This window comes from Tropicimonas isoalkanivorans, from assembly GCF_900112335.1.
GTDB classification, from domain to species: Bacteria; Pseudomonadota; Alphaproteobacteria; order Rhodobacterales; family Rhodobacteraceae; genus Tropicimonas; species Tropicimonas isoalkanivorans.
Genome location: NZ_FOLG01000011.1, coordinates 1 through 23,713 on the forward strand (window position 1 = coordinate 1; position 23,713 = coordinate 23,713).

22 protein-coding genes and 1 tRNA gene are annotated in these 23,713 nt (G+C 64.6%); 7 read left to right on the top strand and 16 right to left on the bottom strand.

Annotated features, from left to right (window positions below):
* A partial coding sequence (locus BM075_RS16210) for a transposase (protein ID WP_143089892.1) occupies positions 1–319 on the top strand: 319 nt, incomplete at its 5' end.
* A 998-nt stretch (positions 320–1,317) separates the two neighbouring features.
* On the opposite strand, the gene BM075_RS16215 is transcribed toward BM075_RS16210, so the two are convergent.
* A complete protein-coding gene (locus BM075_RS16215) occupies positions 1,318–1,605 on the bottom strand; it encodes a putative quinol monooxygenase (protein WP_093361750.1) in 288 nt (95 codons plus the stop codon).
* Between the two features lie 268 nt (positions 1,606–1,873).
* Here BM075_RS16215 and BM075_RS16220 point away from each other — a divergent pair, with 268 nt between their 5' ends.
* Entirely contained in the window at positions 1,874–2,569 is a 696-nt protein-coding gene (locus tag BM075_RS16220; RefSeq protein WP_245758877.1) for a DUF1194 domain-containing protein, read from the top strand.
* A 6-nt stretch (positions 2,570–2,575) separates the two neighbouring features.
* Here BM075_RS16220 and BM075_RS16225 read toward each other — a convergent pair whose 3' ends face one another.
* The 6 genes from BM075_RS16225 to BM075_RS16250 form a co-directional block, all read right to left on the bottom strand.
* Positions 2,576–3,415 carry a MipA/OmpV family protein gene (locus BM075_RS16225; protein ID WP_177208387.1) on the bottom strand — a complete coding sequence of 280 codons (840 nt, stop codon included), beginning with the start codon at positions 3,413–3,415 and terminating at the stop codon, positions 2,576–2,578.
* Between the two features lie 138 nt (positions 3,416–3,553).
* Positions 3,554–3,958, bottom strand: a complete 405-nt coding sequence (locus BM075_RS16230; RefSeq protein WP_245758878.1) for a c-type cytochrome — start codon at positions 3,956–3,958, stop codon at positions 3,554–3,556.
* 2 nt (positions 3,959–3,960) lie between these two features.
* The gene (locus tag BM075_RS16235; protein ID WP_093361753.1) at positions 3,961–4,368 is read right to left on the bottom strand and encodes a c-type cytochrome; all 408 of its coding nucleotides are present in this window, start codon (positions 4,366–4,368) and stop codon (positions 3,961–3,963) included.
* Between the two features lie 61 nt (positions 4,369–4,429).
* A complete protein-coding gene (locus BM075_RS16240; RefSeq protein ID WP_093361754.1) occupies positions 4,430–5,113 on the bottom strand; it encodes an ABC transporter ATP-binding protein in 684 nt (227 codons plus the stop codon).
* Entirely contained in the window at positions 5,106–6,392 is a 1,287-nt protein-coding gene (locus tag BM075_RS16245) for a lipoprotein-releasing ABC transporter permease subunit (protein WP_093361911.1), read from the bottom strand. Before BM075_RS16245 ends, BM075_RS16240 begins: the two co-directional genes overlap by 8 nt.
* A gap of 130 nt (positions 6,393–6,522) precedes the next feature.
* Positions 6,523–6,945 (bottom strand): methylglyoxal synthase, encoded by a 423-nt coding sequence (locus BM075_RS16250; protein ID WP_093361755.1) that lies wholly within the window; start codon positions 6,943–6,945, stop codon positions 6,523–6,525.
* Positions 6,946–7,184: 239 nt separating this feature from the next.
* Between BM075_RS16250 and BM075_RS16255 the strand changes: the two genes are divergently transcribed.
* Both BM075_RS16255 and BM075_RS16260 read left to right on the top strand, forming a co-directional pair.
* Positions 7,185–7,619: a hypothetical protein gene (locus BM075_RS16255; RefSeq protein WP_093361756.1), complete on the top strand. Its 435-nt coding sequence runs from the start codon at positions 7,185–7,187 to the stop codon at positions 7,617–7,619.
* Between the two features lie 40 nt (positions 7,620–7,659).
* On the top strand, positions 7,660–8,988 hold the full coding sequence (locus BM075_RS16260) for a malonyl-CoA decarboxylase (protein ID WP_093361757.1): 1,329 nt from the start codon (positions 7,660–7,662) through the stop codon (positions 8,986–8,988).
* Positions 8,989–9,030: 42 nt separating this feature from the next.
* On the opposite strand, the gene BM075_RS16265 is transcribed toward BM075_RS16260, so the two are convergent.
* Entirely contained in the window at positions 9,031–10,185 is a 1,155-nt protein-coding gene (locus BM075_RS16265; RefSeq protein WP_093361758.1) for an acetate/propionate family kinase, read from the bottom strand.
* A 203-nt stretch (positions 10,186–10,388) separates the two neighbouring features.
* Positions 10,389–11,501, bottom strand: coding sequence for an NAD(P)H-dependent glycerol-3-phosphate dehydrogenase (locus BM075_RS16270; RefSeq protein ID WP_093361759.1), 1,113 nt, complete (start codon positions 11,499–11,501; stop codon positions 10,389–10,391).
* A 237-nt stretch (positions 11,502–11,738) separates the two neighbouring features.
* On the opposite strand from BM075_RS16270, the gene BM075_RS16275 reads away from it, so the two are divergent.
* Positions 11,739–12,716 carry a YihY/virulence factor BrkB family protein gene (locus BM075_RS16275; RefSeq protein WP_093361760.1) on the top strand — a complete coding sequence of 326 codons (978 nt, stop codon included), beginning with the start codon at positions 11,739–11,741 and terminating at the stop codon, positions 12,714–12,716.
* Between the two features lie 71 nt (positions 12,717–12,787).
* Positions 12,788–14,086, top strand: coding sequence for a 3-deoxy-D-manno-octulosonic acid transferase (locus tag BM075_RS16280; protein WP_177208388.1), 1,299 nt, complete (start codon positions 12,788–12,790; stop codon positions 14,084–14,086).
* 50 nt (positions 14,087–14,136) lie between these two features.
* Here the strand turns inward: BM075_RS16280 and BM075_RS16285 are convergent, their stop codons facing one another.
* Complete coding sequence (locus BM075_RS16285) at positions 14,137–15,042, bottom strand: aldo/keto reductase (RefSeq protein WP_342741258.1); 906 nt, start codon at positions 15,040–15,042, stop codon at positions 14,137–14,139.
* Between the two features lie 157 nt (positions 15,043–15,199).
* On the opposite strand from BM075_RS16285, the gene BM075_RS16290 reads away from it, so the two are divergent.
* A tRNA-Ser gene (locus BM075_RS16290) sits at positions 15,200–15,289 on the top strand.
* A 265-nt stretch (positions 15,290–15,554) separates the two neighbouring features.
* On the opposite strand, the gene BM075_RS16295 is transcribed toward BM075_RS16290, so the two are convergent.
* The 6 genes from BM075_RS16295 to BM075_RS16320 all read right to left on the bottom strand — a co-directional run bounded on the left by BM075_RS16295 (position 15,555) and on the right by BM075_RS16320 (position 23,688).
* The gene (locus BM075_RS16295; protein WP_093361763.1) at positions 15,555–16,271 is read right to left on the bottom strand and encodes a M48 family metallopeptidase; all 717 of its coding nucleotides are present in this window, start codon (positions 16,269–16,271) and stop codon (positions 15,555–15,557) included.
* On the bottom strand, positions 16,268–19,483 hold the full coding sequence (locus BM075_RS16300) for a type I restriction endonuclease subunit R (RefSeq protein WP_093361764.1): 3,216 nt from the start codon (positions 19,481–19,483) through the stop codon (positions 16,268–16,270). The genes BM075_RS16295 and BM075_RS16300 overlap by 4 nt, the downstream gene beginning before the upstream one ends.
* Before the next feature lie 142 nt (positions 19,484–19,625).
* Positions 19,626–20,357 (bottom strand): DUF3800 domain-containing protein, encoded by a 732-nt coding sequence (locus BM075_RS16305; RefSeq protein WP_093361765.1) that lies wholly within the window; start codon positions 20,355–20,357, stop codon positions 19,626–19,628.
* Positions 20,350–21,588, bottom strand: coding sequence for a restriction endonuclease subunit S (locus tag BM075_RS16310; RefSeq protein ID WP_093361766.1), 1,239 nt, complete (start codon positions 21,586–21,588; stop codon positions 20,350–20,352). The genes BM075_RS16305 and BM075_RS16310 overlap by 8 nt, the downstream gene beginning before the upstream one ends.
* Positions 21,581–23,098 carry a type I restriction-modification system subunit M gene (locus BM075_RS16315; protein ID WP_093361767.1) on the bottom strand — a complete coding sequence of 506 codons (1,518 nt, stop codon included), beginning with the start codon at positions 23,096–23,098 and terminating at the stop codon, positions 21,581–21,583. The genes BM075_RS16310 and BM075_RS16315 overlap by 8 nt, the downstream gene beginning before the upstream one ends.
* A complete protein-coding gene (locus BM075_RS16320) occupies positions 23,098–23,688 on the bottom strand; it encodes a restriction endonuclease subunit S domain-containing protein (RefSeq protein ID WP_093361768.1) in 591 nt (196 codons plus the stop codon). The genes BM075_RS16315 and BM075_RS16320 overlap by 1 nt, the downstream gene beginning before the upstream one ends.
* Between the last annotated feature and the right edge of the window lie 25 nt (positions 23,689–23,713).

The window sequence follows — 23,713 nt, forward strand, 5'->3', positions numbered from 1 at the left end:
AGTCAGTGACTACATCGGTGCACGGGCGCTTGTCAGCAGCCTGCCAAAGGTAGATTGGCTGCTCGGTGACCGTGGATATGACGCCGATTGGTTCAGAGAAGCGTTGAAAGACAAAGGGATACGCGCATGCATTCCCGGCCGAAAGCAGCGCAAGAAAACCGTCAAGTACGACAAGCGCCGCTACAAACGTCGCAACCGGATCGAGATCATGTTTGGGAGGTTGAAAGACTGGCGGCGGGTGGCAACCCGATACGACAGATGCCCGAAGGTCTTCCTGTCAGCCATCGCCCTGGCCGCTCTCGTCATTTACTGGCTATGAGTCCTGACCCTAAAATTCGCTGAGAAAGACTCGGACGAAAAGCACAGCATTAACTTTGATAGAGTCATTCAAAAGACCGAAACCCACCTTCATTCCTGCGAAAGCAATTTATCTTGGCTAAAAGAAAAATTTCCCGACATTTTGGCAGCGAAGGGTCTCCGGAACTCTGGGGTTAAAATAGAGTTTGATCGCTGGAATTCTCAGGCGGAGGAGCGCCTCAAATTAGCGAGAAGCGAGATTGGGCACGCTAAATTTCCAGACTTCCAGAATGACAACTCGAAAAGGTTCGCAATCGCATACTCAGCATTGTCGAATGCAATAAATTTGGATTTTGATGTAATGAACAAGGTTGAGGATGCTTTGCGCTTAAAAGATCGCTAGCTAGCCTAGGGTGGGTGTTCATACGTACACCTCTCACAACTTCCTGCGGGTCTCACGGAGGGCCGCGCCCGACCCTGGGTGGGCGCTTCTGAACGCCGGATCTACGTGCTTTATGGCGCAACCAACTCCAACGCCCGTACACCTTGCACCGTCGCAATGCGCCCTCCCGGGGGGAGGGTCGGGCGCGGCCCGGGCTGGTCGCCCGGGCCAACCTGTGACCGGCGTCCTGCCAAAAACGTCGAAGCCGGTCCGCGCGTTCGGGGCCGGGAACGGGTCCACAGGGCTTCTTGGCCCCACACCCCTGTGAGCGCGCCACACCCCGCCCGATCTGCGTGCCTAATGGCGCACCCAACTCCAACTCCCGTACACCCTGCACCGTCGCAATGCGCCCTCCCGGGGGGAATGAGGCGGGACCGTCGCGCCAGTGGCGCGGCGCAAGCCCGACGATTGAGCCGCCCCGGAAACGGTCCGGTGGACCGTTTCAGGCGAGAACGGGCGGAGCCCAGGGCGCGGCCCGGCGCTGGTCGCCTCGAGCCACCCTGTGACCGGCGTGCCGCCCCAATCCAACGGGCGGCAGGTTCGGTTGCCGGGCGCCCGTCGCGCCCAGCGCCGGAGCCTCAGAGCTTCGTCATCTCGTAGATCGTCAGGCTCTCGATCTTGTCATCCGTCGCCGCCTGGTGCGCGGCGAGGTGGTCTGTTTTCATGTGGTCGAGCCACAACTCCCGCGATTCCCAGTTTTCGAAGAACAGCAGGTGTGCGGGGTCCTCGTTGTCCTGATGCAGGTCGTATTGCAGGCACCCCGGCTCCGGGAGGACCTGCGGAATCAGGTTGCGGTAGGAGGCGAGCACCGGCTCGACCTCGTCGGGCTTGATCCGGATATCGGCGATGATGGTCAGTACGGTCATGTCTTTGTTGCCCTTTCGAAAGGTGGTGGGTCAGGCTAGCACCCCACCTTTGGCAATGGCATGGGGCGCACCCGCGCAGCCGGCGCCAATCGCCTGCCCGCCCGCCGCCGGCCACGTGGTCGAGGTCCTAACAAATCGTGAATGCGCGCCGCCAAGTCATTGATTTTCCTTGGTCTGTGCCCTGTCCCACGCCTGGGACACCACCGCCCGCCACGTCCGCCTTTGTTCAGCGGCCGAGATGGGATAGGCTCGCAGGATGCGCCCCGCCATGGCCCTCCTCGCCTGCCTCGCCACCCCGGCCCCCGCCGAGGAGCTGTCCGTCGAGCTGGTCCTGCTGGCCGACGCCTCCGGCTCCATCAGCCCCGAAGAAATCCGTTTCCAGCGGCAGGGCTACGCGGAGGCCCTGACCCACCCGCAGGTCCTCTCCGCCATCCAGACCTCCGCCTACGGCCGGATCGCCGTCACCTACGTCGAGTGGGCCTCCGCCGGGGAAGAAGACGTGGTGGTGCCCTGGACGGTGATCCACGACGCCGCGAGCGCCGCCGCCTTCGCCGACGCCCTCCCCCGCCCGCCTCGCCGCGCCTTCGGCCGCAACGCCATCGGCTCGGCACTCCTCGTCGGCAAGGACCTGATCGAGGGCAACGACCACGACGGCTGGCGGAAGGTGATCGACTTTTCCGGAGACAGCCCGAACAATTTCAACGGCCCCTCCATCGAAGACGCCCGCGCCGAGGTGGTGGCCGCGGGCATCACGATCAACGGCCTGCCGATCCTCTGCCGCTTCTGCGACACCCCCGCCCGCTACCCCGACCTCGCCGCGATCTACGCGGAGCGGATCATCGGCGGGCTCGGCGCCTTCGTCGTGACGGCCGAGGACGAGACCGACCTTGCGGACGCAATCCGCCGGAAGCTCGTTCTGGAAATATCAGGAGAGATGCCCGCCCGACGTATGGCCGGACGGTAGCTCAGGTCAGAACTGGAGGATCAGTTCCCGCGTGACACCGATACGGAACCGGACCTGGTCCTCGCTGCCCATGTCGGTGATGGGCGAGTCCGCCGCGTCGTTCAGCAGACGGTCGGCCCGGACGGAGGCCTCGACCCCCCAGAGGTCATTGAGGCGGTACCGGGCGGAAGCCTCGAAACCCGCCCCGAGAAGCCCGCCATCCGCGTCATAGGCGGGCAAACCGCTGGCCGCCGCTTCGTTGCCGCTGACCCCGAAATAGGTGTCCGCGAACCCACTGTCGCCGTACGTGACGCGCGGGCCAAGGCGGAGTTCCCAACGATCCGACGGATACGCGATCGCGTCCATCCCGAGTTCGCCGGCAAAGTCCTGAGTGCCGATCACGCCGTAGCGAACGTCCCCAAACGCCTCGAAGTTCCGCTCGCGGTAGATGACGCCGAGGCCCAGTTCCAGCGTGGGGTCGATGTCGTCCAGGCCGTCGAGTTCGTCGAACTCGCTCGAGTCTCGCTCCCCTATGAAGCGCAAAGAGCCGCGCAGGCCGATTGCCGAGGGACGCGCCGATCCGTCGAGGCTGCCGTACTCCCCGAAGCCGCGAAGTTTGGCGTAATCGAACTTGATGGCGAAATCCGGTCCATAGACGTACTCGTCCGACCCGAAGTAGGCGGGGCGAACCTGCGCGCCGGCGCGGATTTCGTACCGAAGCACCACGTTCTTGTTGGGATCGATCTGCGACAGCGGCAACGGCGCAGCCGTCTTCGCGGACGGGCTGGGCTCAACCGGAGTTTCCTGAGCGGAAAGCGGGCCAGCGGCGACAAGCAGCGCAACAAAGGCAAGGCTGCGGATGAACATGGACGGTCGCTCCCCCGAATCGCAACGGTCGGTGTTTCTGTTATCTGTGAAACTATATTGCAGGCGCGTCATATCAAGGGGGGCGGAGACCTGCTCGCGCGAGTGTCATGCAATTGTCACGGCGAATGGACCCCACGCTTAACGCTGCAGGTTGGAAAGAAAATTCGCGAGTTCGAGGACCGGGCGGCTGGCGGAGACCGGCCCCACTGGTGTGTCCGCTTGCACGATGGGAGCACCGTCGAAGAAGGCGCCGTAGAAGGGCATGGGACTGCCGTGCGCCACCAGGCTTTCACGACCGTCGATCCTGTGAAGGACTCGCTCCATGGGAAACGTCCCACCGTTCAGCGCAGCAAGCTTGGTCAGATCGGGTGGGGCGATGTCCAGCACGGCCGCGGTCGGCCCATCACCTCGCACGTTTCCGCCGTGGCAGGTGGCGCAGTAACGGGCGTAAAGGGCGGGTCCGGGAGAGGAATCGGCCGCTTGCGATGGAACGGGGGCAAGGGCAAGAAGCACGTTCGCCAGGAGAGGCACGAAGCGGTTCACCGTCATGGCTCCTGCACCGAGGCAAGCCAGTCGACAATAGCGAGGATCGGCGCGGTCGTCGTGACGGGGCTGCCGCCGGGGCCGTCGATGACCACGGACGGGCCGGTCAGGAGCCCGCCGAACATCGGCATCGGCCCGCCGTGTGCGGCAAGGCCCTCCCGTCCGTCGATCAGCCGCACGACGCGCGCCCTGTCGAAATCCCCGTCGTTGCGCCGGGCAAAGCTCGTGAGATCCGGCACGGGGACTGAGAGCATCGCCGCATGCGGCCCATTCCCCTTCGCGTTGGCGCCGTGGCAGGACGCACAGGCCTCGGCGAATACCGCCTGCCCCGCATCTTCGCTTCCGGCCAGTCCGGTGGCCGGTTGCAAAGCAGCGCAAAGTACCACGCCCGCCACGGCAAAAGGATGCATGTCAACCTCCTCATAACGGCCCGATCCTCCGCCCTCGTCCGTATACTGTCGTTGATCTGCGTCAGACCGCAACCACCCCGCCCGCCTCCAGCCGAACGATCCGGTCCATCCGGGCGGCGAGGTCCATGTTGTGCGTGGCCACGAGGGCGGCCATGCCGGTTTCCCGGACGAGCCTCATGAGGGCGGCGAAGACGGTGTCCGACGTGGCTGGGTCGAGATTGCCCGTAGGCTCATCCGCCAGAAGAAGCCGCGGTGCATTGGCCAGCGCTCGGCAAAAGGCCACGCGCTGTTGCTCACCACCCGAGAGTTGAGCCGGCCGGTGACCGGCACGCGCGGAAAGACCCACCGAGTCAAGGAGTGTCACGGCGCGCGCACGCGCATCCTTTGCGGAAACCGCGTTCGCCAGTTGCGGCAGGACGATGTTTTCGGCGGCTGAAAACTCGGGAAGCAGGTGGTGGAACTGGTAGACGAAGCCCACCTCGCGTCGACGCGCTCGGGTGCGGGCCGCGTCTCCCCGGCCAGTCATCTCCTGTCCGCCGAGAAGGACCTGCCCGGAATCCGCGGTGTCGAGCAGCCCTGCGATGTGAAGCAGCGTCGATTTTCCCGCGCCGGACGGAGCGACGAGCGCCACGATCTCGCCCGCCGAGACGGTGAGGTCGACGCCATCCAGCACGGTGACGGCACCGGGGGTGCCGGGGTTGTACGTCTTTGCGATCCCCCGCAGTTCCAGTGTTGCATCACTCATAGCGCAATGCCTCCACCGGGTTCATGCGCGCGGCGCGGCGGGCTGGGAAGATGGTGACGATGAACGACAGCCCTAGCGACAGGAGGATCGCCGAAACCACGTCTCCCAGCTCGAGCTTCGCCGGCAAGGCATAGATGCCGCGGATTGCCGGATCCCAGACGCCACCGCCGGCGACGTAATTCACGAAGGAAAAGATCGGGTCGATGTAGATCGCAAAGAGGCAGCCGAGGATCACGCCTGCAATCGTGCCGACGGTCCCCACCGATGCCCCGCAGATGAAGAAGACCCGCATCACGGACCCTTCGGTCAGCCCCATCGTGCGCAGGATGCCGATGTCGCGGCCCTTGTTCTTCACCAGCATGATGAGGCCCGAGATGATGTTCATCGCCGCAATCAGCACGAGGATAGACAGGATCACGAACATAACGTTGTCCTCGACCTCCAGCGCGCGAAGAAATGACCCGGAGGCGTCCCGCCACGTCCAGAGCAGGGTTCGCTCGCCTCCGGCCCTCAGAAGGTCGGTCGACATGTCGTCAACCTTGTCGGGGTCGGCGACCATGACTTCGAGTTCGTCGGCCACGCCCTCGCGGTCGAAATAGCTCTGCGCCTCGGCGAAGGGCATGTAGACGCGGGTCCGGTCGATGTCATACCGGCCGGCCTGGAAGATGTAGACGACCTCGTAGGCGTTCACCCGGGGCGAGGTGCCGAAGGCGGTCTTCACGCCATTAGGCGAGATCAGCTTGATCCTGTCCCCCACGGCCGCGCCAAGTTGCTGCGCGACGCCCCAACCGATGGCGATGCCCTCGTCGAACCGGGAAAGGTCCCCCGTCTTTTGCTCGGGATTGGCGATCCGCGGCACCGCGGCCAGATCCTCGGCGGAAATGCCGAAGACCTCGATGCCCGCGTTGCGGTCGCCGTAGCTCGCCATCACCTGCCCCTTGATCAGCGGGGCAGCACGGGTCACGCCCGGCACCGTGCGGAGGCGTTCGGCCATCTCGGTATAGTCGTCGATGACCCGGGCGACCTGCCCCGTCTCCGTCACCACGACGGACCGGTAAACGGTGACGTGGGCATTCGCGCCCAAAATCGTGTCCACGAACTCCGCCCGGAAGCCCGACCGAACTGCCAGCGTGGCGATCAGGGCGAACACGGCCAGCGTTATGCCGACGAGGCTGATCCAGGTCATGACGGAAACGCCACCCTCGGCACGTCGGGCCCGAAGGTAGCGCCAGGCGATCATCCACTCGTAGGCGGCAAAGGGCGGTGGGCTCTGGGCCAAGGCATGCTCCCGGGTCTGCGGGCTTTCAATGGCGGCGTTCGGCAGGGGCGTCAACTGTGGCCGCACCGTCCGGGACGCACGCCCAAAACGGTATGTACCTAGGTGGCCGCGCGGACGGCGGCAAGCACCCTCAGCCCGCGTGGGCGGCTTCGAATTCCTGTGGCGTGTAGTCCGAGTCGAACAGCGACGAGGCCACCACGAAATCCGCGGTCGCCGCATTGCAGGCCACCACGACCTGCCCCAGCGTCGAGATCCGCAGCAACGCCTTGACATCGACGTCGTGCGGCATCGCGGTCAGCGGGTCGCTGAAGAAGACCAGTATGTCCAACTCGCCCTCGGCGATCATGGCCCCGATCTGCTGGTCGCCGCCGAGAGGGCCGCTCTTGAGCCGTTTCACCTCGAGCCCGGTGCCTTCGGCAACTTTTCCACCCGTGGTGCCGGTTCCCCATAGCTCATGGCGAGCCAACACCTCGCGGTTGCGGGCGGCCCAGGCGACCAGCGCCGGCTTCATGGCGTCGTGCGCGACCAGTGCGATGCGCTTGCGCGCCTTCATCCGAGTTTCCACGTGATCTGTCCCACCCTGCTGTTGACGGGCTGCGTTGCGCCCGTTTGCGGATGATCTCATACCTGCGGGCCGAAAGGGCGTCGAGAGGGCGGTTGCGGGAACTCCCATGGGCAGCAGGTCGCCTCCCACTCCAATCCGTCAAGAGAACGTACGATTGTCGCCGTAAATCGCCGGTTTTGCGGGCCTAAAGTCATTTGCGTGGGGACGTCACCGAAAGGCCCCGGGCCATGTCCGCGACGCTCGAATTGATCTGGCGCGTACGAAAGAACCGCTTCGGCGGCCGGTTCGGTGCCTATCACGAGCACCTCGAATTTGCCGAAGACTGGTTGGTCCGCAAGGTCAACGCCGCGCCTGGCGACCTGATGATGCTCGTTGCCGACTGCCATGCCGATGCCACCCGGATCGATATGTACTGGGCTCCCCCGTCGGCACTGGAGGGCGATCGGAACCTGGCAGTGGCCTATGCGCGGCGGCATCTGGTGGATGCCTTCCCCTTTGGCGATGGCCTCACCAGGTGTTCCTCCCTTCCGGGCATAGTCGGGACAGAGTTGCCAAAGGAAAGCACCGTGGCGCTGCATCGGCAAGGGCGCAGCTACCGCTCTCATGCAAGTCCCACATGCCGACAACGGGGATGTTTGCCGGATACCCCTTCGCTACATTGAGGCTGACGCCGGCAATGGCCGGTCTCAAAGGAGAATGATCATGGCACGCACCAGCTTCCTCGGCGATCTGTTGACGAACCTCTACGGTCGTGGCCGCTGGAGCAGCGGCGGGGACAGGCGCTCCATGGAGGCGCTGTGCACCGCGCTGCTGTCGACGGCCGGGGAGGTTGCGGGGCTGAGGTTGGCCTCCGCCATCTTCGACAAGTACCGCGCCATGTCGCCCGAGGAGAAGCTGGGCTTCTTCACCTTCTTGAACGAACGGCTCGACGTCGACTCATCCGAGGTCGCCAAGCTCGCGCAGGCCTATAGCGAGGAGCGGAGTCCGGGGAACTTCGCGGCCCTGGTTCAGTCGGCCGAGCCCCGCCGCCAGGAACTCTTTCGCCGCCTGCACCAAGCGCCCGGCGCCACCACCGAACTGGTGGCCGCCCGGGTCGATCTGCTGGGGATGTTGAAGGATCATCCGGAACTGAAGCGCACCGACATGGACTTCGTCCACTTGCTTCGGAGCTGGTTCAACCGTGGGTTCCTGCGGATCGAGCAGATCGACTGGAACACGTCCGCAACCCTGCTGGAAAAGATCGTCGCCTACGAGGCGGTACACGAGATCCACGACTGGGACGACCTGCGCCGCCGCCTGCACCCGGCGGACCGGCGCTGTTTTGCGTTCTTCCACCCCACGATGCCCTCGGAACCGCTGATCTTCGTGGAGGTGGCGCTGACCAAGGGCGTGCCGGGCTCGATCCAGGCGCTTTTGGAGGAGGACCGGGACATCATGCGGCCGGAGGCCGCCAACACGGCCGTCTTCTACTCGATCTCCAACTGCCAGAAGGGATTGAAGGGGGTTTCCTTCGGCAACTTCCTGATCAAGCAGGTGGTGAGCCAACTGTCGCAGGAGTTCCCGAAGCTCGACACCTTCGTGACGCTCTCGCCCATGCCGGGATTGAAGCGCTGGCTGGAGACGCTCGACGGGGATGCGAAGGCCGCGAACCTGTTGGCAGGCACCGCCACCGAAACGGAGGCCGAAGCGCTCGCAGCGCGGTATCTGCTGGACGCCAAGAGGTCCGACGGATTTCCGCAAGACCCGGTGGCTCGGTTCCACCTTGGCAACGGGGCCATGGTGCATGACGTTCACGCGGGCGCGGATACCAGCCCAAACGGCATGGCGCAGTCCTGCGGGCTGATGGTGAACTACCTTTACGATCGTTCACAGACCGAAAAGCGCCACGAGACCTTCACGGGCGAAAAGACCATTGCGGCAAGCCGCACGGTTCGCTCCAAGGCACGGTCCGAGAAAGGCGCGGGTCAGGATAAGGGCGCGCCCAAGGGCAAGGCCGCGAAGGCCGAAACGGCGCCGACTGCCACGGAGTGAAAACCGGCGCGCGGTGGCGCGCCGGATGCAACTTGGGACGACCTAGGACAGCTCTTTCGCCACCGCCCGCGCGATCACCCGTTCCTCGTCGGTACGGATGACCATGACTTGCACGGCGCCGGTGCCGATCCGCTCCTCACCGTCCCGGTTCGCGGCCGCATCAATGGAGATGCCGAGGAAGTCCAGGCCGTCGCAGACCCGTTCCCGGATCTGCCAGGCATTCTCCCCGATGCCCCCGGTAAAGACGAGGGCGTCGAGCCCGCCATCGGCCACCGCGAGCGCTCCGACTTCGCGCTTCACCCGCGCGACGTAATAGTCCACGGCCTCCGCCGCTTCCGGTGCGTCGGACTCCAGCAAGGTCCGCATGTCGTGCGAAATGCCGGACATGCCCAACAGTCCGCATTTCTTGAACAGCATGTCCGAAATTTCCTGCTTCGACATGCCCTGCTCCATCAGGTACAGGATCACGCCGGGGTCGAGCTGGCCGCAGCGCGTGCCCATGGGCAACCCGTCCACCGCGGAGAAGCCGAGCGTGGAGGCGATGGACTTGCGCCCCTTCACGCAGCACATGGACGATCCGTTGCCAAGGTGGGCGATGACGATCCGGCCGTCCCGGAGATCGGGGAACGCCTCCTCGATGTAGCCCGTGATGTAGTCGTAGCTCAGCCCATGGAAGCCGTATCGCCGCACACCTTGCGCGTAGTATTCGCGCGGCAGGGCGTAGGTATCGTTGACGAAGGGGTGGCCGCGATGGAACCCGGTGTCGAAGCAGCCGACCTGGACCGCCTGCGGAAATGCCTCCATCGCGGCGCGGATCGCGGCGATGTTGTGGGGTTGGTGCAGGGGCGCGAGCGGGGTAAGCAGGGCAAGCCGTTCGAGGATCGTCTCGTCCAGCACCACCGGCTCGGCGAAGTCCGTCCCGCCGTGCACGATCCGGTGGCCGACGCCGGCCACGTCCTGCCCGCCGAGAACGGGCGTCAGGACGTCCAGCACCGCGTTCAGTCCCGCCTTGTGATCGGCGCGCCCGAGGGATTTCACCGTCTTCTGACCATCATGCTTCAGGATCAGCGTGGCGTCCGGGCCGATTCCATCGATCTGACCGACGGCAATCTCCCGCGGCTCGTCCCCGCCGCCGTCGAGATAAACCGAATACTTGATGGAACTGGACCCGGCGTTCAGGGTCAGGATCGCGGCCATTGGCCCACTCCTTCTCTGGCATCGTTCGGGTGAGGCACCGCGAAATGCTGCAGCGCCGCACGCGAGGGCGTGCTTACTGCGGTGCAGCGTCCTCGACAACCGTCGGGGGCGCAAACCCATCATGCGGTTCACTCAGACAGACCGGCGCGGACGAGAGGCGTTTTGAATCCGGCACCCGGCCTAGCGGCCGTTCCAAGCTATGCTCAAGCGCCGGTGGGATGCGTCAGGGCAAGGTTGAGAGACCTGTTTTCGCCAGTAATCGGACGCGACCAGAGGGCCGCGAAGGTATCCCGCAGGTCGGCGCCCCGATGCAGAATGTCGTGTACCGCCCGGCTGACGGGCATCTCGACGCCGATCCGGTTGGCCAGGTCGATCACGGAAATCGCTGCCACATCGCCCTCAACCACGGTGGGGCTGCCGTGGAACACGTCCTCCCGTGCGATCCCGGCGCCAAGCTGCATCCCGAAGTGCATGTTCCGGGAGGTGGCCGACGAGCAGGTGAGGGTCAGGTCGCCAATGCCGGAAAGCCCGGCGATCGTCTCCCGCCTGCCGCCGAGCGCTTCCGCCAGAGACATCATCTCCGCGATGCCCCAGGTGATCAGCGCGGCGCGGGTGTTCTCGGCGTAGCCCGCGCCGGTCATCATGCCGCAGGCGATGGCGATGACGTTCTTGACCGCACCCGCGACTTCGACGCCCACGAGGTCGTCGCTGATATAGGGGCGGAAAGCCTCCGATCCGAGCGACAGTGCCATGCGGGAGGCAGGCGCGGTGTGCGGCGCGCGGCGGTCGGCCTGGGCGAAGGGAAAGGCCAGGGTCACGGCGGTGGGATAGTTCAGCGCCACTTCGCGGGCAAAGGTCGGCCCGGACAACACGCCAATCGGGCGGTCCGGCAGTTCCTCGCTCGCCACCTCGCTCAATAGCTTGCCGGAGCCCGTCTCGATTCCCTTCGCGCAAAGCACCACCGGCACAGATGGCGCGATATGGGGCGCGGCCTGCCGGCAGATGTCCCTCAGCGTGACCGAGGGCGTTACCAGCAGGACAGCCTCGGCATCTTCGAACGCCTCCGCCATGGCAGACGTGGCGCGGATATCGGGCGGCAGATCGACCCCCGGCATGTAACGCAGGTTGCAACCGGTGTTCCGGATCGTCGCAATGTCCGCCTCGTTCCGGCCCCAGAGGCGCACGGAGCGGCCGGCCTTCGCGGCGATCAGAGCCAATGCGGTGCCCCATGCGCCGGCGCCCACCACGGCAATCCTGCGGTAGGACCCGGTCTCGGGCGGCGTTTCGGCGGGCGATGCGGAACGGGGCGGCGTCATTTCGGGACTCCTGCGGCTTGCTGCCTTTAGCGTCGCATTCCGGGGCGGCCGTGCCCCGGTGGCGCCGCCGGGAAGGCCGGGACCATCGCGCATCCCGGGACGATCCGCAAGCGCCCGCGCAGTCACTTTCGGAACGCGCAGCCGATGCTATGGTGCCGCCAGGACAGCGGAGACGCGTGCCAACGTGCCCTCCACCTGCCTCGACACCACACGGACCCAAAGACCGGAGCCACCGCCATGTTCGCCAGCCTGCGCAAGATCTTCAGCTTTCTCGGCGCCATGGGACAGGGCGTGGGGACCCGTCACCTCGGCCTTATTGCCGCCGGGGTCGCCTTCTACGGCCTGCTGGCGATCTTTCCGGCCCTGACCGCGATTGTCACGCTCTGGGGGTTCTTCGCCGACCCGGTGCTGGTGGAGCAGCAGTTCCAGAGTTATTCGAACGCCATACCGGCGGCCGCGTTCGGGATTCTGGAAACGCAGGTCAACGACCTTGCGACCGGCCCGAAAGAGGTGCTGGGCTGGGCCTCCGTCCTGTCCATCGGGACGGCCCTCTGGGCCTCGCGTGCGGGCGTCGGGGCCTTGATCGGAGGGCTCAACGCTGTGCACAGGACCCCCGCCCGCGGCGGGCTGCGCAGCGTGCTGCGCGCACTTCTCCTCACGCTCGTCCTGGTCGGTGTGGCCCTCGTCGCCCTCGCCACCGTCGTCGTGGCACCGGTCGTGGTCTCGTTCCTGCCGCTCGGCCCATTTGCCGGATTCGCAATTAACGCCCTTCGGTGGCTGATCGGCGCCGGGGTCGTCCTGTTCGGGATCGGCCTGCTGTACCGGCTTGGTCCGAACCGCGAGGAAGAGGATCGCAGCGACATCGTCACGACAGGATCCATTGTTGCGGTGGCATGCTGGGCGCTGGCGTCCTGGGGGTTCTCGACCTATCTCGAAAACTTCGGCCGCTACAACGAGGTTTACGGCTCGCTCGGCGCAGTCGTCGCCATGCTGATGTGGTTCTATTTCAGCGCGTTTATCGTCCTGCTCGGGGCGCTGACAAATGCCATCCTGGAACAGATGCGCGAGGACGCCCCGGAGCCGGTCAAGGACACGGCAGACGACAGCGTCCCCGATGACGTGATGCCCCCGGAGACCGAGGCGGAGAAAGGCGACGATCCGGACGAACACGATGGGCAGGACGCGGACCGCGAGCAGGACGCCAAAATCTCCTGAGCGCTCGCGGCTTGCCGCCCACGGAGCCAGCGCGTAAGTCGCGCCGATACATTCACAGGAGCCCGCATCCGGTGCTGACCTATCGCCTCGTCCTCACCTTCGCGGCACCGCTCTTCGCGCTGTTGCTGGCTGTGCGTTGGCTGCGCGGGCCGGAAAGCTGGGCCGACCTGCGGGAGCGGCTTGGCCTCGGTGGCGAGGGCGCGGCGCCGTGTGGGACGGTCCTTTGGTTGCATGGCGCGTCGAACGGCGAGCTGACCTCGGCGCGCGATCTCATCGAGACATTGCTTCAAACGGACCCGTCGCTCGGGCTCGTCGTGACCTCGAACACCCTGACCGGGCGAGACATGGTGCGAAATTGGCACCATGAGCGGGTGGAAGCGCGCATCGCCCCGCTCGACTATCGCGCCTGCCTCACTGCGTTCCTGTGCCGTCACCGTCCGACCGCGCTGGTCGTTCTGGAAGGGGACCTTTGGCCAAACCGCATGGTGCTGGCGGGCGAATGGGGACTTCCGGTTGCGCTGGTGTCGGCCCGCATCTCCGACAAGAGCGCCCAGAAGTGGCGCCGCCGGTCTGGCATCGCGAAGGCCATGTTTTCCGCCGTCCGTTTGTTCTCTGCGCAGGATGCGGCGTCGGAACAGAAGTATCGGGACCTCGGCCTGCCTCCCGAGGTGATCGTTCCACCGCTGACGCTCAAGGCATCCGTCCGGCTCGCGGAGCCTGATCCGACCCTGATGGCGCACTACGGGCAGGTCTTTTCGCGCGGCGAAACGTTGCTCGCGGCCTCAACCCACGACGGCGAAGAGGCGCAGGTCATCGCGGCCTTCCAGCAGGCCATGCGAGAGCGACCCGATCTCAAGATGATCCTGGCTCCCCGCCACCCTGCCCGCGGTGCGGAGGTCGCAGCACTTCTGCGCCAGTCGGGCCTCAGCTTCCGCACTCGATCCGCCGGAGACGCCCCAGATCGAAGCGCGGAGGTCTACCTTGCCGACACACTGGGGGAGATGCCGCTCTGGTACGCACTCGCCGGACAATGCTTCGTCGGTGGATCGCTCGTTCCCAAGGGCGGGCATACGCCCTTCGAGCCGGCGCAATTCGACTGTGCCATCCTGCATGGCCCGGACCTGCGAAACTTCGCCGAGCCCTATGCGGCGCTGGATGCGGCGGGCGGGGCCATTTCCGTGAACGATGCCGAAGAACTCGGAAGGGCGGTGGCCGCGTTGACGGATGGCACCCGCGCAGCGATGACCGTTGCAGCGCGCCACGCGCTCTCCGCGCAAGGCGGCAGTTCCCTTGAACACCTCGTCGAGCAAATCCTCAGGCTAGCTACCCCAGCCCAACGCGACCGGAATGGCCGCCCTCCCGAAATCTGAAGACGGCCGAACGGGATCGTCCGGCACGGAACCGGCGGCCGACCTGAGGGTCAGATCATAGCCAGCGGCGTAGGCCCTTGCGGCGGTGGAAAAATGGCGTCGAGCCGGCTCCGGATTTCGTCGCTTATACGGATCTCCGCCGCCGCTGCGTTCTGTTCCACGTGCTCCACCCGCCCGGCCTTGGGAATGGCGATCACACCGCCCCCGTCGACGACCCAGGCGAGCGCGAGTTGCGCCGGCGTCACGTCGACTTCCTGCGCCAGCGCGGCAAGCTCCGGGTCCCGCAGGAGACGCGCCTGATCTATCGGCGAATAGGCCATGAGAGGACACCCGGCGGCACGGGCTTCCGGCAGCAGGTCCCACTCGACGCCGCGGCAGGAGAGATTGTACAGCACCTGGTTCGTCGCGACCGCATCCCCGCCGGGCACGTCCAACAGCGCGCGCATGTCCTGCGGGTCGAAGTTGGAAACACCCCACTGCCGGATCATTCCCGCCTCCACCAGCCTCTCGAACCCCTTCACCGTCTCGGACAATGGCACCTGGCCCGGCCAGTGCAGCAGGTAGAGTTCAAGTCGATCCGTGCCGAGCCGCCTCAAGGAGCGCTCGCATGCCGCCCGAACCCCATCGAAAGACGCGTTGTGCGGATAGACTTTGGAGACGAGAAAGACGTCATCCCGCCGCCCCCGGATCGCCTCCCCCACCAGATCCTCCGCTGCGCCGTCGCCATACATCTCCGCAGTATCGATGAGTGACATGCCAAGATCGATACCGCGTTGCAGGGAGCGGACTTCCTCTGCGCGGTCAGTTCGGGAGCCACCCATGTACCATGTCCCGAGTCCGAAGACCGGAACATCCGTCCCATCTGAGAACGTCGTCTGTCGCACTGCCCTACCCGATCTATACCGTCCGCCCCGTCGTTTGGCAGCCGACTCGATGCCCTCTCGGCCAACCGCCACCCGTTTGCCCAAGATGGAGCCATCGACGTTTGCGACAAGCCCTCCGAGAGCAAACAGCCGTTCTCAGCGGGGCCCGCGGTGCCAATTCTCCAAAACCAACGCCAAATCCATCATTGAGCCTTGTCTACCATCGAACGGACCTGCTAGACGCGTCGGCGGAGACGTGGCCGAGTGGTCGAAGGCGCTCCCCTGCTAAGGGAGTATACCGGGAACGGTATCGAGGGTTCGAATCCCTTCGTCTCCGCCACTTGCCCTTGAGAAAGCGCTCTCCCCATCCGGCTACGGCCGGATTTTTCCGTTGTTTTCAAGGGTTATGCGGGAGGGCTGAGCACTGGCTCGGGCACCAGGTGGGCCGGAAGCGGTCTCTCCAGGGCGATATTCTCCGGACCTGATGACTGCGCCCGTTTGGTGAATTTCTTATAAGCTCCTGTAAGAACGAAAGAAAATCCAGCGTCCGAAATTGCTTGGATTAGAGTCGCGTTTGCGTCTGCCGCGACCGGGTTCGGAAGTTCTCAGGCCATGGCCCTTTCCAACCTCTGCTTCCGACGCTCCCAATCGGGCATCACTTTGTCGAGTAGCTCGAAGAATGCGGGGCCGTGATGTGGCTCGGCCACATGGCAAAGCTCGTGGGTGATGACATAGTCGATGGCGTCGACCGGCGCCTGCACGAGGCGGCGGTTCAGCAGCAGGCGTCCTGCCGGAGACATGGATCCCCACCTCTGCCGGGTCTGACGCACGATGAGCCCCATCGGCCGGAATGCCTCGGGATCGGGGAAGAGACCGAGACAGAGTTCGATCCGCTCCGGGAACTTGATGTGAGCCCGATCCCGGTACCAGGCATCGACCAGTTCGCGCGTTACTTCCGGCCTGGTCGGCCGATGAGTCTGCACGACGATGAAGCCGCGGATCAGCTTCACGCCTTCCTGCACATGCGGCACGACCTTCAGCCGGTACTGGCGCCCGAGGTAGAGATGCGTCTCTCCGGCGACGAACCTGCGCTCCGGTGTTCTTGGAAGGAACTGGGCGAAGTACCGCTGCTGCCGCGTCACCCATGCCGCGCGCTTCCGCAGCTTAGCTTCTATTGCGTCGAGCGTCGCGTCCTCTGGGGCCGCGATCACCACCGAAGCATCCGGCTCGACAGCGATCTCTAGCGTCTTCCTCGGACGGCGGACGATCTCGTACCGGATCTCCTGCTCGCCGTACTGCAGGCAGTGCAGTTCCCGCGTCATGCCGCGAACCGGGCCCGAGCAAGATCCATGATCTTGAGTTCGAGATCGTCGAGCACCTCCACGGGCAGGTCGACGCCCCTCTCGTCACGCAGAACGTCGAAGAAGTAGTCATCAATGGCATTGCGCAGTTTGTTCTGGGCCACTTCGTTCGACCAGATGTCGACGATCAGGTGGGACTTGATGATGTCGATGATCTCCAGGGCGATGGATGCTGCTTCGTCGCCGGCCACCGGCTCATCGTCCTTGATCTTGAGCTGACCTTCCAGGACGCCGAAGAACGCCTGTGCATCCTCATCGCCCCGGATGCTTTCGGGAACATCCCGGCCCCGATCCTTGCGTGCCACCTTGCTCGCGAGGTCCACGACGCTGTTCAGGTACTCGCGCTCAGAGAGCCGCTTCTCGCGATAGGCGCGAATGGTCTCTTCGAGCAGCTCGGAGAACTGTTTGTAGAACGTCGGGTCCTCATCCATCTTCTCGGTGATTGCCCTCCGGGTGGCGCTGGCGATGCGGTCCGCCCTCGAGGCTTCGGAGACGCCCGTCTCCTCGACGACCGCCTTCAGCGCGTCAGGATCGTTGATGTTCACCACCTCGATGATGGTCTCGGCAGGCATCGCCACGACATGGTCATCGAGCAGCTTCTGGATCTTCGGCTCGAACTCGCGGACATCGACCGTCTCCTGGTAGCGGAGCTGGACCGACCGCTTGAGCTCGGAGAACTGCTTCCAGTCCCGCTTCAGGGCGTCGACCTTGGCCTCGTCGAAGACATCGAACAGCTTGTCCGATGAGAGCGATATGTGCAGGCACCGGCTGAAAGCCTTGAGGCGCGCGTAGAACTCGTGGCGCAGCGCTTCGTCAGCGAGGTGCTGCTCGAACTGCTCCATGTCCTTCTTGTTCCGGACCGGCTTGAAGAGGTCCCAGAGCTGGTCGTGTAGCTGGGGCAGCTTGCGGATCTCCTCCCGGACATCGTGCACCGTCCCTGCGAGGTCCGCGGCCTCGTAACCTTCGAACGCACTATAGGTCGTCAGGGCGCTATCCAGCTCGCCGAGTAGCCCCTCGTAGTCGACGATGAAGCCGAACTGCTTCTCCGTTCCGCCGTCCTCGTAGAGCCGGTTCACCCGCGCAATCGCCTGCAGGAGATTGTGTTCCTTCAGGGACTTGCAGACGTAAAGCACCGTGTTCCGGGGCGCGTCGAAGCCAGTGAGCAGCTTGGAGACGACGATCAGGATCTCCGGATCGCCGGAGCCCTTGAAGGCATCGATGATCTGGCGGTTGTACTCCTCCTCGGTCTTGTAGCGCGTCATCATCTGCGACCAGAAGCGGCGTACGAGGTCCTTGGACTCCTGGTCGACCTCCTCGTTGCCCTCGTTTTCGTCAGGCGGGGAGATGACGATCGCGTTCGAGACGTGGCCGATCTCGTCGAGAACCTCCTTGAAGCGGACCGCCGCCGCCTTCGAAGGAGCAACGAGCTGTGCCTTGAAGCCAGTCCCCTGCCAGTGCTGGCGATAGTGCTCGGAGATGTCGAACGCCTTGGCTCGGATGGCCTGGTCGGTCTTCGACAGCGCGTCCATCCGGGAGAACTTGCGCTTGAGGTCAGCCTTCTGGCTGTCAGTCAGCCCCTCGCTGATCTTCTCGAACCAGCGGTCGATCACGGTTCCCGAGACCTGCTGCTCGACAAGCCGACCCTCGTAGAGCAGCGGCACGACGGCGCCGTCGGCGACCGCCTCGTCGATCGCGTAGCGGTGGATCAGCCGCCCGAAGGTCGACAGCGTGTTCTTCTCCTTCTTCAGCAGGGGCGTTCCGGTGAAGCCGAGGTAGCAGGCCTTGGGCAGAAGGCGCCGCATCTTGGCGGCGAACTGGCTGTGGCCGCCATAGCGACCCGTCTGCGTCCTGTGGCTCTCGTCCACCAGCACGAAGATGTTCGGATCCTCATCCACCAGCTTGCTGTTCCTCAGCGCCGTGTCGAACTTGTTGATGATCGTGGTGACCAGCGGAGCCTTGTTGTGTACGAGCTCCAGAAGGTGAGACCCACTCGTCGCCCGAACCGGCTCCAGGTCACAGGACTTGAAGGTATCCTTGATCTGCTTGTCGAGATCGTCGCGGTCCGTGACAATAATGATCCGTGGGTTTTCGATGCTGCGCTCGAGAGCGAGCGAGCGCCCCAGCATCACCATCGTCAGCGATTTGCCCGAGCCCTGCGTGTGCCAGATCACGCCGCCCTTGCGGGCGCCGCTCACGTCGTGCTGCTTGACGGTCTCGACGGCGCGCCGGATTCCGAAGAACTGCTGGTGGCGCGCAACCTTGCGGACGCCGCCGTCGAACACGGTGAAGCGGCGGATGAGGTCGAGCAGCCGCTCGGGGCGACACAGCGCGTACACCGTCCGGTCCTGAACCGTGACCGCGCGCGCGCCCTCAGCGGCCATCGCGTCGAAATAGGCGCGCGCGCCCGCGAAATCACCGGAGAAGATGGCGTCCTTCTCCGCCGCAGTGAGCACGCGGTTGGCAAAGGGCGCGATGGCCTCGTCGGTGTCTTCCTCGTCCCGCCAAGTCTGCCAGAACTTCCGCGGCGTCCCAACCGTCGCATAGCGCGCCTCGTTCCGATTCATGCCGATCAGCAGCTGGGCGAAGTGGAAGAGCTGCGGGATGTTGTCCTCGTTCTGGTAGCCGATCAGCTGGCTATCCGCCTTTTTGAGGCTCTCGGTCGGCCGCTTGTTCTCGATCACGAGGATCGGGATCCCGTTCACGAACGCGACGATGTCGCAACGCTTGGTCTGGCTTGACCCGGTCCTCTCGACCGAGAACTCGGCCGTGACGTGGAAGACGTTGTTCTCCGGCCGCTCCCAATCGATGTAGCGGAACGAGTAGCTCTTCGAGTCGCCGTCGATGGACTTGGTGATGGTCGTGCCGAGCACGAGCGTGTCGTAGATGTCCTGGTTCGTCCCGCGTAGCCCCTTCAGCCGATCTGGAGTGGGCTTGAGTCGCCGCATCGCCTCGTGCGCATCCTCGAGGTCGAACCCATACTCGCGGCCGCGATGCGTGAAGCGGTTGATGCGCATGAGCTGCTCAGCGAGCACATCGTCCAGCACCACGTTCCGCAGGCGCCCGCTACGCAGGCGAAGCGCCTCCTCCTGCGAGAGTGGGGTGAACCCGAGCGCCACCAAGAGCTGCAGCGCTGGCACCTGGGATTGGTGTTTCTCGGCGGCGTTGAAGGTCATGGGGCGCGCTCCCGGGCCCGGATTAACTTGCGGTTAAGGGGCTCTGTGGCTATATACGGATCAAAGGATTGGGCATTTCCCGGTCGACAAAGGGGTCCTGGAGCTTCCGGGGCCCCTTTGTTTTTCCCGACCTGACAAGCGCTTAGGGGAAGCATTTGAGCCCTCCCAGCTTGGGCCGGGTGATCTCGAACGCGCGGTTCGGTTGGCCGGGGCGCAGCTGCGACAGCGCGATGGGTCGGGCCGTCAGGTCGGCCAGTTGAAGACCGGACGCGTTCGCGGCCTTCGGGATGAACACCGGCTGGAAGTCGAAGCGGCTGAAGTCGTGCCGTCGGTAGCCCCAATGGCTGTCGTTCCCGGCGATACGGCGGAACTCCAGCTCGAGCTCTGCATCCTCCCTGGCGCCCCGGCTCTCGAAGACGACATGCACGGTCTTCCCGTGCTGCTTTTCCGCCGTCAGCATCATGTGCAGCCGCTCCATGCAGAAATGCAGGGCGATCTCGTAGGGGTTCCAGGGGTTGGCGTATTTCGCCCGGTGCTTCTCCTTATGGATGACCGAGGCGAAGATCGTCATCGGCGCGGTCTCGATGAGCGCGTTCAACTCGTCCATGAAGCGTGTCCGCAAGGCACGGTCGGTGCGCAATACGCCGAAGGGGCCGAGGCTCTTGCGGATTTCATGCTCGTGCAGCACGACCGTATCGTGACCCCAGATGCCGAATTTCAGGCCCTGCATCGCGGGAACGATCTCTGCCGTGTAGGCATCCTTGCGCATGACGCAAAACGTCAGGGCGAACATCGGGTATTGCGGGTCGATATTGACCATCCCGTGATCGCCGCTCTCGTCGGCATAGACGATGAAGTCTGAAAAGTCAGGCAACCGGCGCCTCCAGCTTGACCCGCCACTCGCCCGTCAGCAGCTTCTGCATCAGGCCGCGCTTCTGGCGGGTCAGGGCTCCGATTTCAGCGTCGAGGAGGGCGAGCTCCGTGCGACCGGTGGAGAGCGCACCCGCGATCTTGTCTTGGGTCGTTCTGTCCGGCCGCCTCACGGGCGAGGCCAGCCAATCTTCGGGGGACACTCGACGTGCCTTTCGTTGACCACGGGCAAGATGAATTTGGCGCGTGTAGTAAGCCGGGCGCGTCAGGTATTCGATGAGCCAGATCGGATTGACCGCATCGGAACAGTCGAAAGCTGGCAAGTCGAGCGTGGACTCGCAGCCGTCGAGTTCCGGCCCGAGCAGGGCAAAAGCTCCGTTGAGGAAGTCGAGCTTGCTCCAGATCAGTTGCCCAGCGCTGCGCCGGTAGTAGCGGGTATTGGCGCTGCCCCCGCGCACATCGACTTTTTCGACTGCGCCCTTGCCATAGAGACGGACGGAAATCTTGCGCGCTGTTGCACCATCGGTTCCCGGCTCTCGGCTTTCGGTCAGGAAGTCGCCGAACAGCGCGGGATGACCGGTGCGGCTTGCTGCTGCAATGAGCTTGTCGCGTAACCCTTCGAACCGTCGTGCCTTCGCCGCGCGGAGGTTAGTGAGCTTTTCGAGCGCCTCGTCCCAGGTCCGCAGGATCTCGGCGATCTTGCGCTGTTCGGGGAGCGGGGGGAGCGCCACCATGAAGTCCCGGACCGCGTGGATCGAAAACTCGAGGCGCGTCGAGCCCACTACGAGGTTGTCTATACGTCTCTGGGTCTGTGGTGCTTGGATTTGCAGTGAGAGGAACTGCGCGTCGCAGCAAGGCTTTGGGCGAATCCGCGCGATCTCGCGTGCGATGTTCCCTTTGAAGCCGTCAGGTACGACGCCAACTTCGCCGATCGTGCCCTTGACCGACAGCAGGACATCGCCGCCTTGGACGCGGCTGCCCATGTATTGGCCTTCGATCTTTGGCGACGCACGATGGAGTACGACGTCTCCGATGCGCCGAATGTGCTTGATCGGCACGATGGGGACTCCACCCGGCGTGACTGGCCCGATCTGCACGACACCGTAGCGAATTGGCGCGCTGGGCTCGGTGATCTCCTCCAAGCTCACGACGTCCCAGCCCGTCGGGAGGAGGCCGATCTTGGTTTCTTTGTATCCCCCTCGCTCGGGCGAGCATTCTTCTGCCGCCTTAAGCATCGACGCCCAGCTCCTTCAGATACCCGGCCATCTTCGCCCGAACCTCGGCCAGCTCGGCCTCGATCCGCAGGATGTCCGTTTGCACGGCGGCGACGTCGATCTCTTCCTCGGGCTCGAAGGTGTCGACATAGCGGGGGATGTTCAGGTTGTAGCCGTTCTCGGCGATCTCGTCGGGGCTGGCCCGGTGCGAATACCGCTCGACCTCGGCGCGGGCGCTGTAGGTCTCCAGCACCTTCGCCAAATTCGCGTCGTCCATCACGTTCTGGGTCTTGCCCGGTGTGAATTCCTTGCTGGCGTCAATGAACAGCACGTCGCGCCGGTCCGCGTTCGCGCCGCCTTCCTCGCGCGAGCGGTCGAAGATCAGGATGACGACCGGAATACCCGTGGTGGTGAACAGGTTGGCGGGCAGGCCGACGACGGCGTCGAGCAGGTTCTCCTCGATCAGCTGCTGGCGGATGCGCCCCTCGGCGCCGCCCCGGAACAAGACGCCATGCGGCACGATCACCGCAACACGGCCTGACTGGCGCTTGGCGATCTCGATCATGTGGGTGATGAAGGCGTAGTCGCCCTTGGACTTGGGCGGCACGCCACGCCAGAAGCGCTTATACTGGTCGCTGTCGGCATCCTCCGCGCCCCATTTGTCAAGTGAGAACGGCGGATTGGCGAGTACCACGTCGAAGCGCATCAGATGGTCGCCCTCGACCAGCGCCGGGCTGTTGAGCGTGTCGCACCATTCGATGCGGGCGGCGTCCTTTGCGTGCAGGAACATGTTCATCCGGGCCAGCGCCCAGGTTGCTCCGTTCACCTCCTGCCCATAGAGGGCGAAGTTCTCCGACCCGACCTCTTGCGAGGCCTGGATAAGCAGCGAGCCAGAGCCGCAGGCGGGATCGCAGATCGTATTGCCGGGCTGCGGTGCCGCCAGCTTGGCCAGCAGACGCGACACGGCCGTCGGCGTGTAAAACTCGCCCGCCTTCTTTCCGGCGTCCGAGGCGAAGCGCGAGATCAGGTAGATGTAGCACTCGCCGATGATGTCCTCGGTCACCCGCGACGGGCGCAGGTCGAGCGCGGGCTTGGCGAAGTCCTCGAGGAGGTTCTTGAGGCGGCGGTTGCGATCCTTCGGGCGGCCGAGATTGGCCTCGGAGTTGAAGTCGATGTTGCGGAAGACGCCCTCGAGCTTGGCGCGGTTCGCATCCTCGATCTTCTCGAGCGCGATGTTGATCAGCTCGCCGATGTTGGCCTCGTTCCGCTGGGCGTAGAGGTCGTAGAAGCTGGCGCTCTCGGGCAGGATGAACCGTTCGCGTTCGAGGCGGCGGCGAATGCGGGCCTCGTCGTCACCGTACTGCTTGCGGTAGGTCTCGAGGTGGTCGTTCCAGAGGTCCGAAATGTACTTCAGGAACAACATCACGAGGATGTAGTCCTTGTACTGACCGGCATCGACGGCGCCCCGGAAGGTGTCGCAGGCCGCCCAAGCGGTCTGATTGATCTGCTGTTGGGTAATCTGATCGGTCATCAGGCAATTTCCTTCTGATCGGCGGCCTTCGCGGCATCGCCGAGAATGGCGCTTACGAGTTCTTCGCGGCGAGCGGCGAGTTGCCGGAGCAGCTGCCCCTCCTGCCGGGCGAGGGCATCGAGTTCGACGATACGTTTCTGCGTGGAGAGGTCAGGCACGGCGATCTCGAGGTTCTCGAGGACCGCCATCGGGATCATCCTGAGGCTTGTGCCTTGCGCTTCCGCGCCGAGCCTCCGCTGCGCATCGGGCTGGTTGATGGCCCATGCCACGTATTCGGGGAGAACGCGGTCCCTGTCCGGGCGAACGATCACCAACGGGACGATGACCACGACGGGCTCCGGCAGCGGATCGCGAATGGCCGCTGCAGCGTTCGGCTCGCCACGCGAGCGAAAGACGACCTCGCCGCCGCGGACGAAGTATCGGTCGGACAGCTTGCTCAGGTCATACCTCTGGAAGTCAGGGCCTGGCGCTTCGCCGTTCGTTCCAACGTCACGCAGCTGAAGCGCCGGCACGCCGCCCTCCGGCAGCGGATCGAGCCTGCCGCGCGCCGTGTAGCCGGAGTGAATGTCAGAGAGCTCCGCGAGCCGCATGGAAGAATACTCTGTAAGGCAATTT

Bases quoted from the DNA above. Each gene is read 5' to 3' on its own strand.
- BM075_RS16255 (WP_093361756.1), top strand. From the start codon at position 7,185: ATGTCCGCGACGCTCGAATTGATCTGGCGCGTACGAAAGAACCGCTTC.
- BM075_RS16215 (WP_093361750.1), bottom strand. From the start codon at position 1,605: ATGACCGTACTGACCATCATCGCCGATATCCGGATCAAGCCCGACGAG.
- BM075_RS16225 (WP_177208387.1), bottom strand. From the start codon at position 3,415: ATGTTCATCCGCAGCCTTGCCTTTGTTGCGCTGCTTGTCGCCGCTGGC.
- BM075_RS16315 (WP_093361767.1), bottom strand. From the start codon at position 23,098: ATGACCGATCAGATTACCCAACAGCAGATCAATCAGACCGCTTGGGCG.
- BM075_RS16260 (WP_093361757.1), top strand. From the start codon at position 7,660: ATGGCACGCACCAGCTTCCTCGGCGATCTGTTGACGAACCTCTACGGT.
- BM075_RS16270 (WP_093361759.1), bottom strand. From the start codon at position 11,501: ATGACGCCGCCCCGTTCCGCATCGCCCGCCGAAACGCCGCCCGAGACC.
- BM075_RS16235 (WP_093361753.1), bottom strand. From the start codon at position 4,368: ATGCATCCTTTTGCCGTGGCGGGCGTGGTACTTTGCGCTGCTTTGCAA.
- BM075_RS16310 (WP_093361766.1), bottom strand. From the start codon at position 21,588: ATGCTTAAGGCGGCAGAAGAATGCTCGCCCGAGCGAGGGGGATACAAA.
- BM075_RS16275 (WP_093361760.1), top strand. From the start codon at position 11,739: ATGTTCGCCAGCCTGCGCAAGATCTTCAGCTTTCTCGGCGCCATGGGA.
- BM075_RS16295 (WP_093361763.1), bottom strand. From the start codon at position 16,271: ATGACGCGGGAACTGCACTGCCTGCAGTACGGCGAGCAGGAGATCCGG.
- BM075_RS16220 (WP_245758877.1), top strand. From the start codon at position 1,874: ATGGCCCTCCTCGCCTGCCTCGCCACCCCGGCCCCCGCCGAGGAGCTG.
- BM075_RS16250 (WP_093361755.1), bottom strand. From the start codon at position 6,945: ATGAAGGCGCGCAAGCGCATCGCACTGGTCGCGCACGACGCCATGAAG.
- BM075_RS16300 (WP_093361764.1), bottom strand. From the start codon at position 19,483: ATGACCTTCAACGCCGCCGAGAAACACCAATCCCAGGTGCCAGCGCTG.
- BM075_RS16240 (WP_093361754.1), bottom strand. From the start codon at position 5,113: ATGAGTGATGCAACACTGGAACTGCGGGGGATCGCAAAGACGTACAAC.
- BM075_RS16265 (WP_093361758.1), bottom strand. From the start codon at position 10,185: ATGGCCGCGATCCTGACCCTGAACGCCGGGTCCAGTTCCATCAAGTAT.
- BM075_RS16320 (WP_093361768.1), bottom strand. From the start codon at position 23,688: ATGCGGCTCGCGGAGCTCTCTGACATTCACTCCGGCTACACGGCGCGC.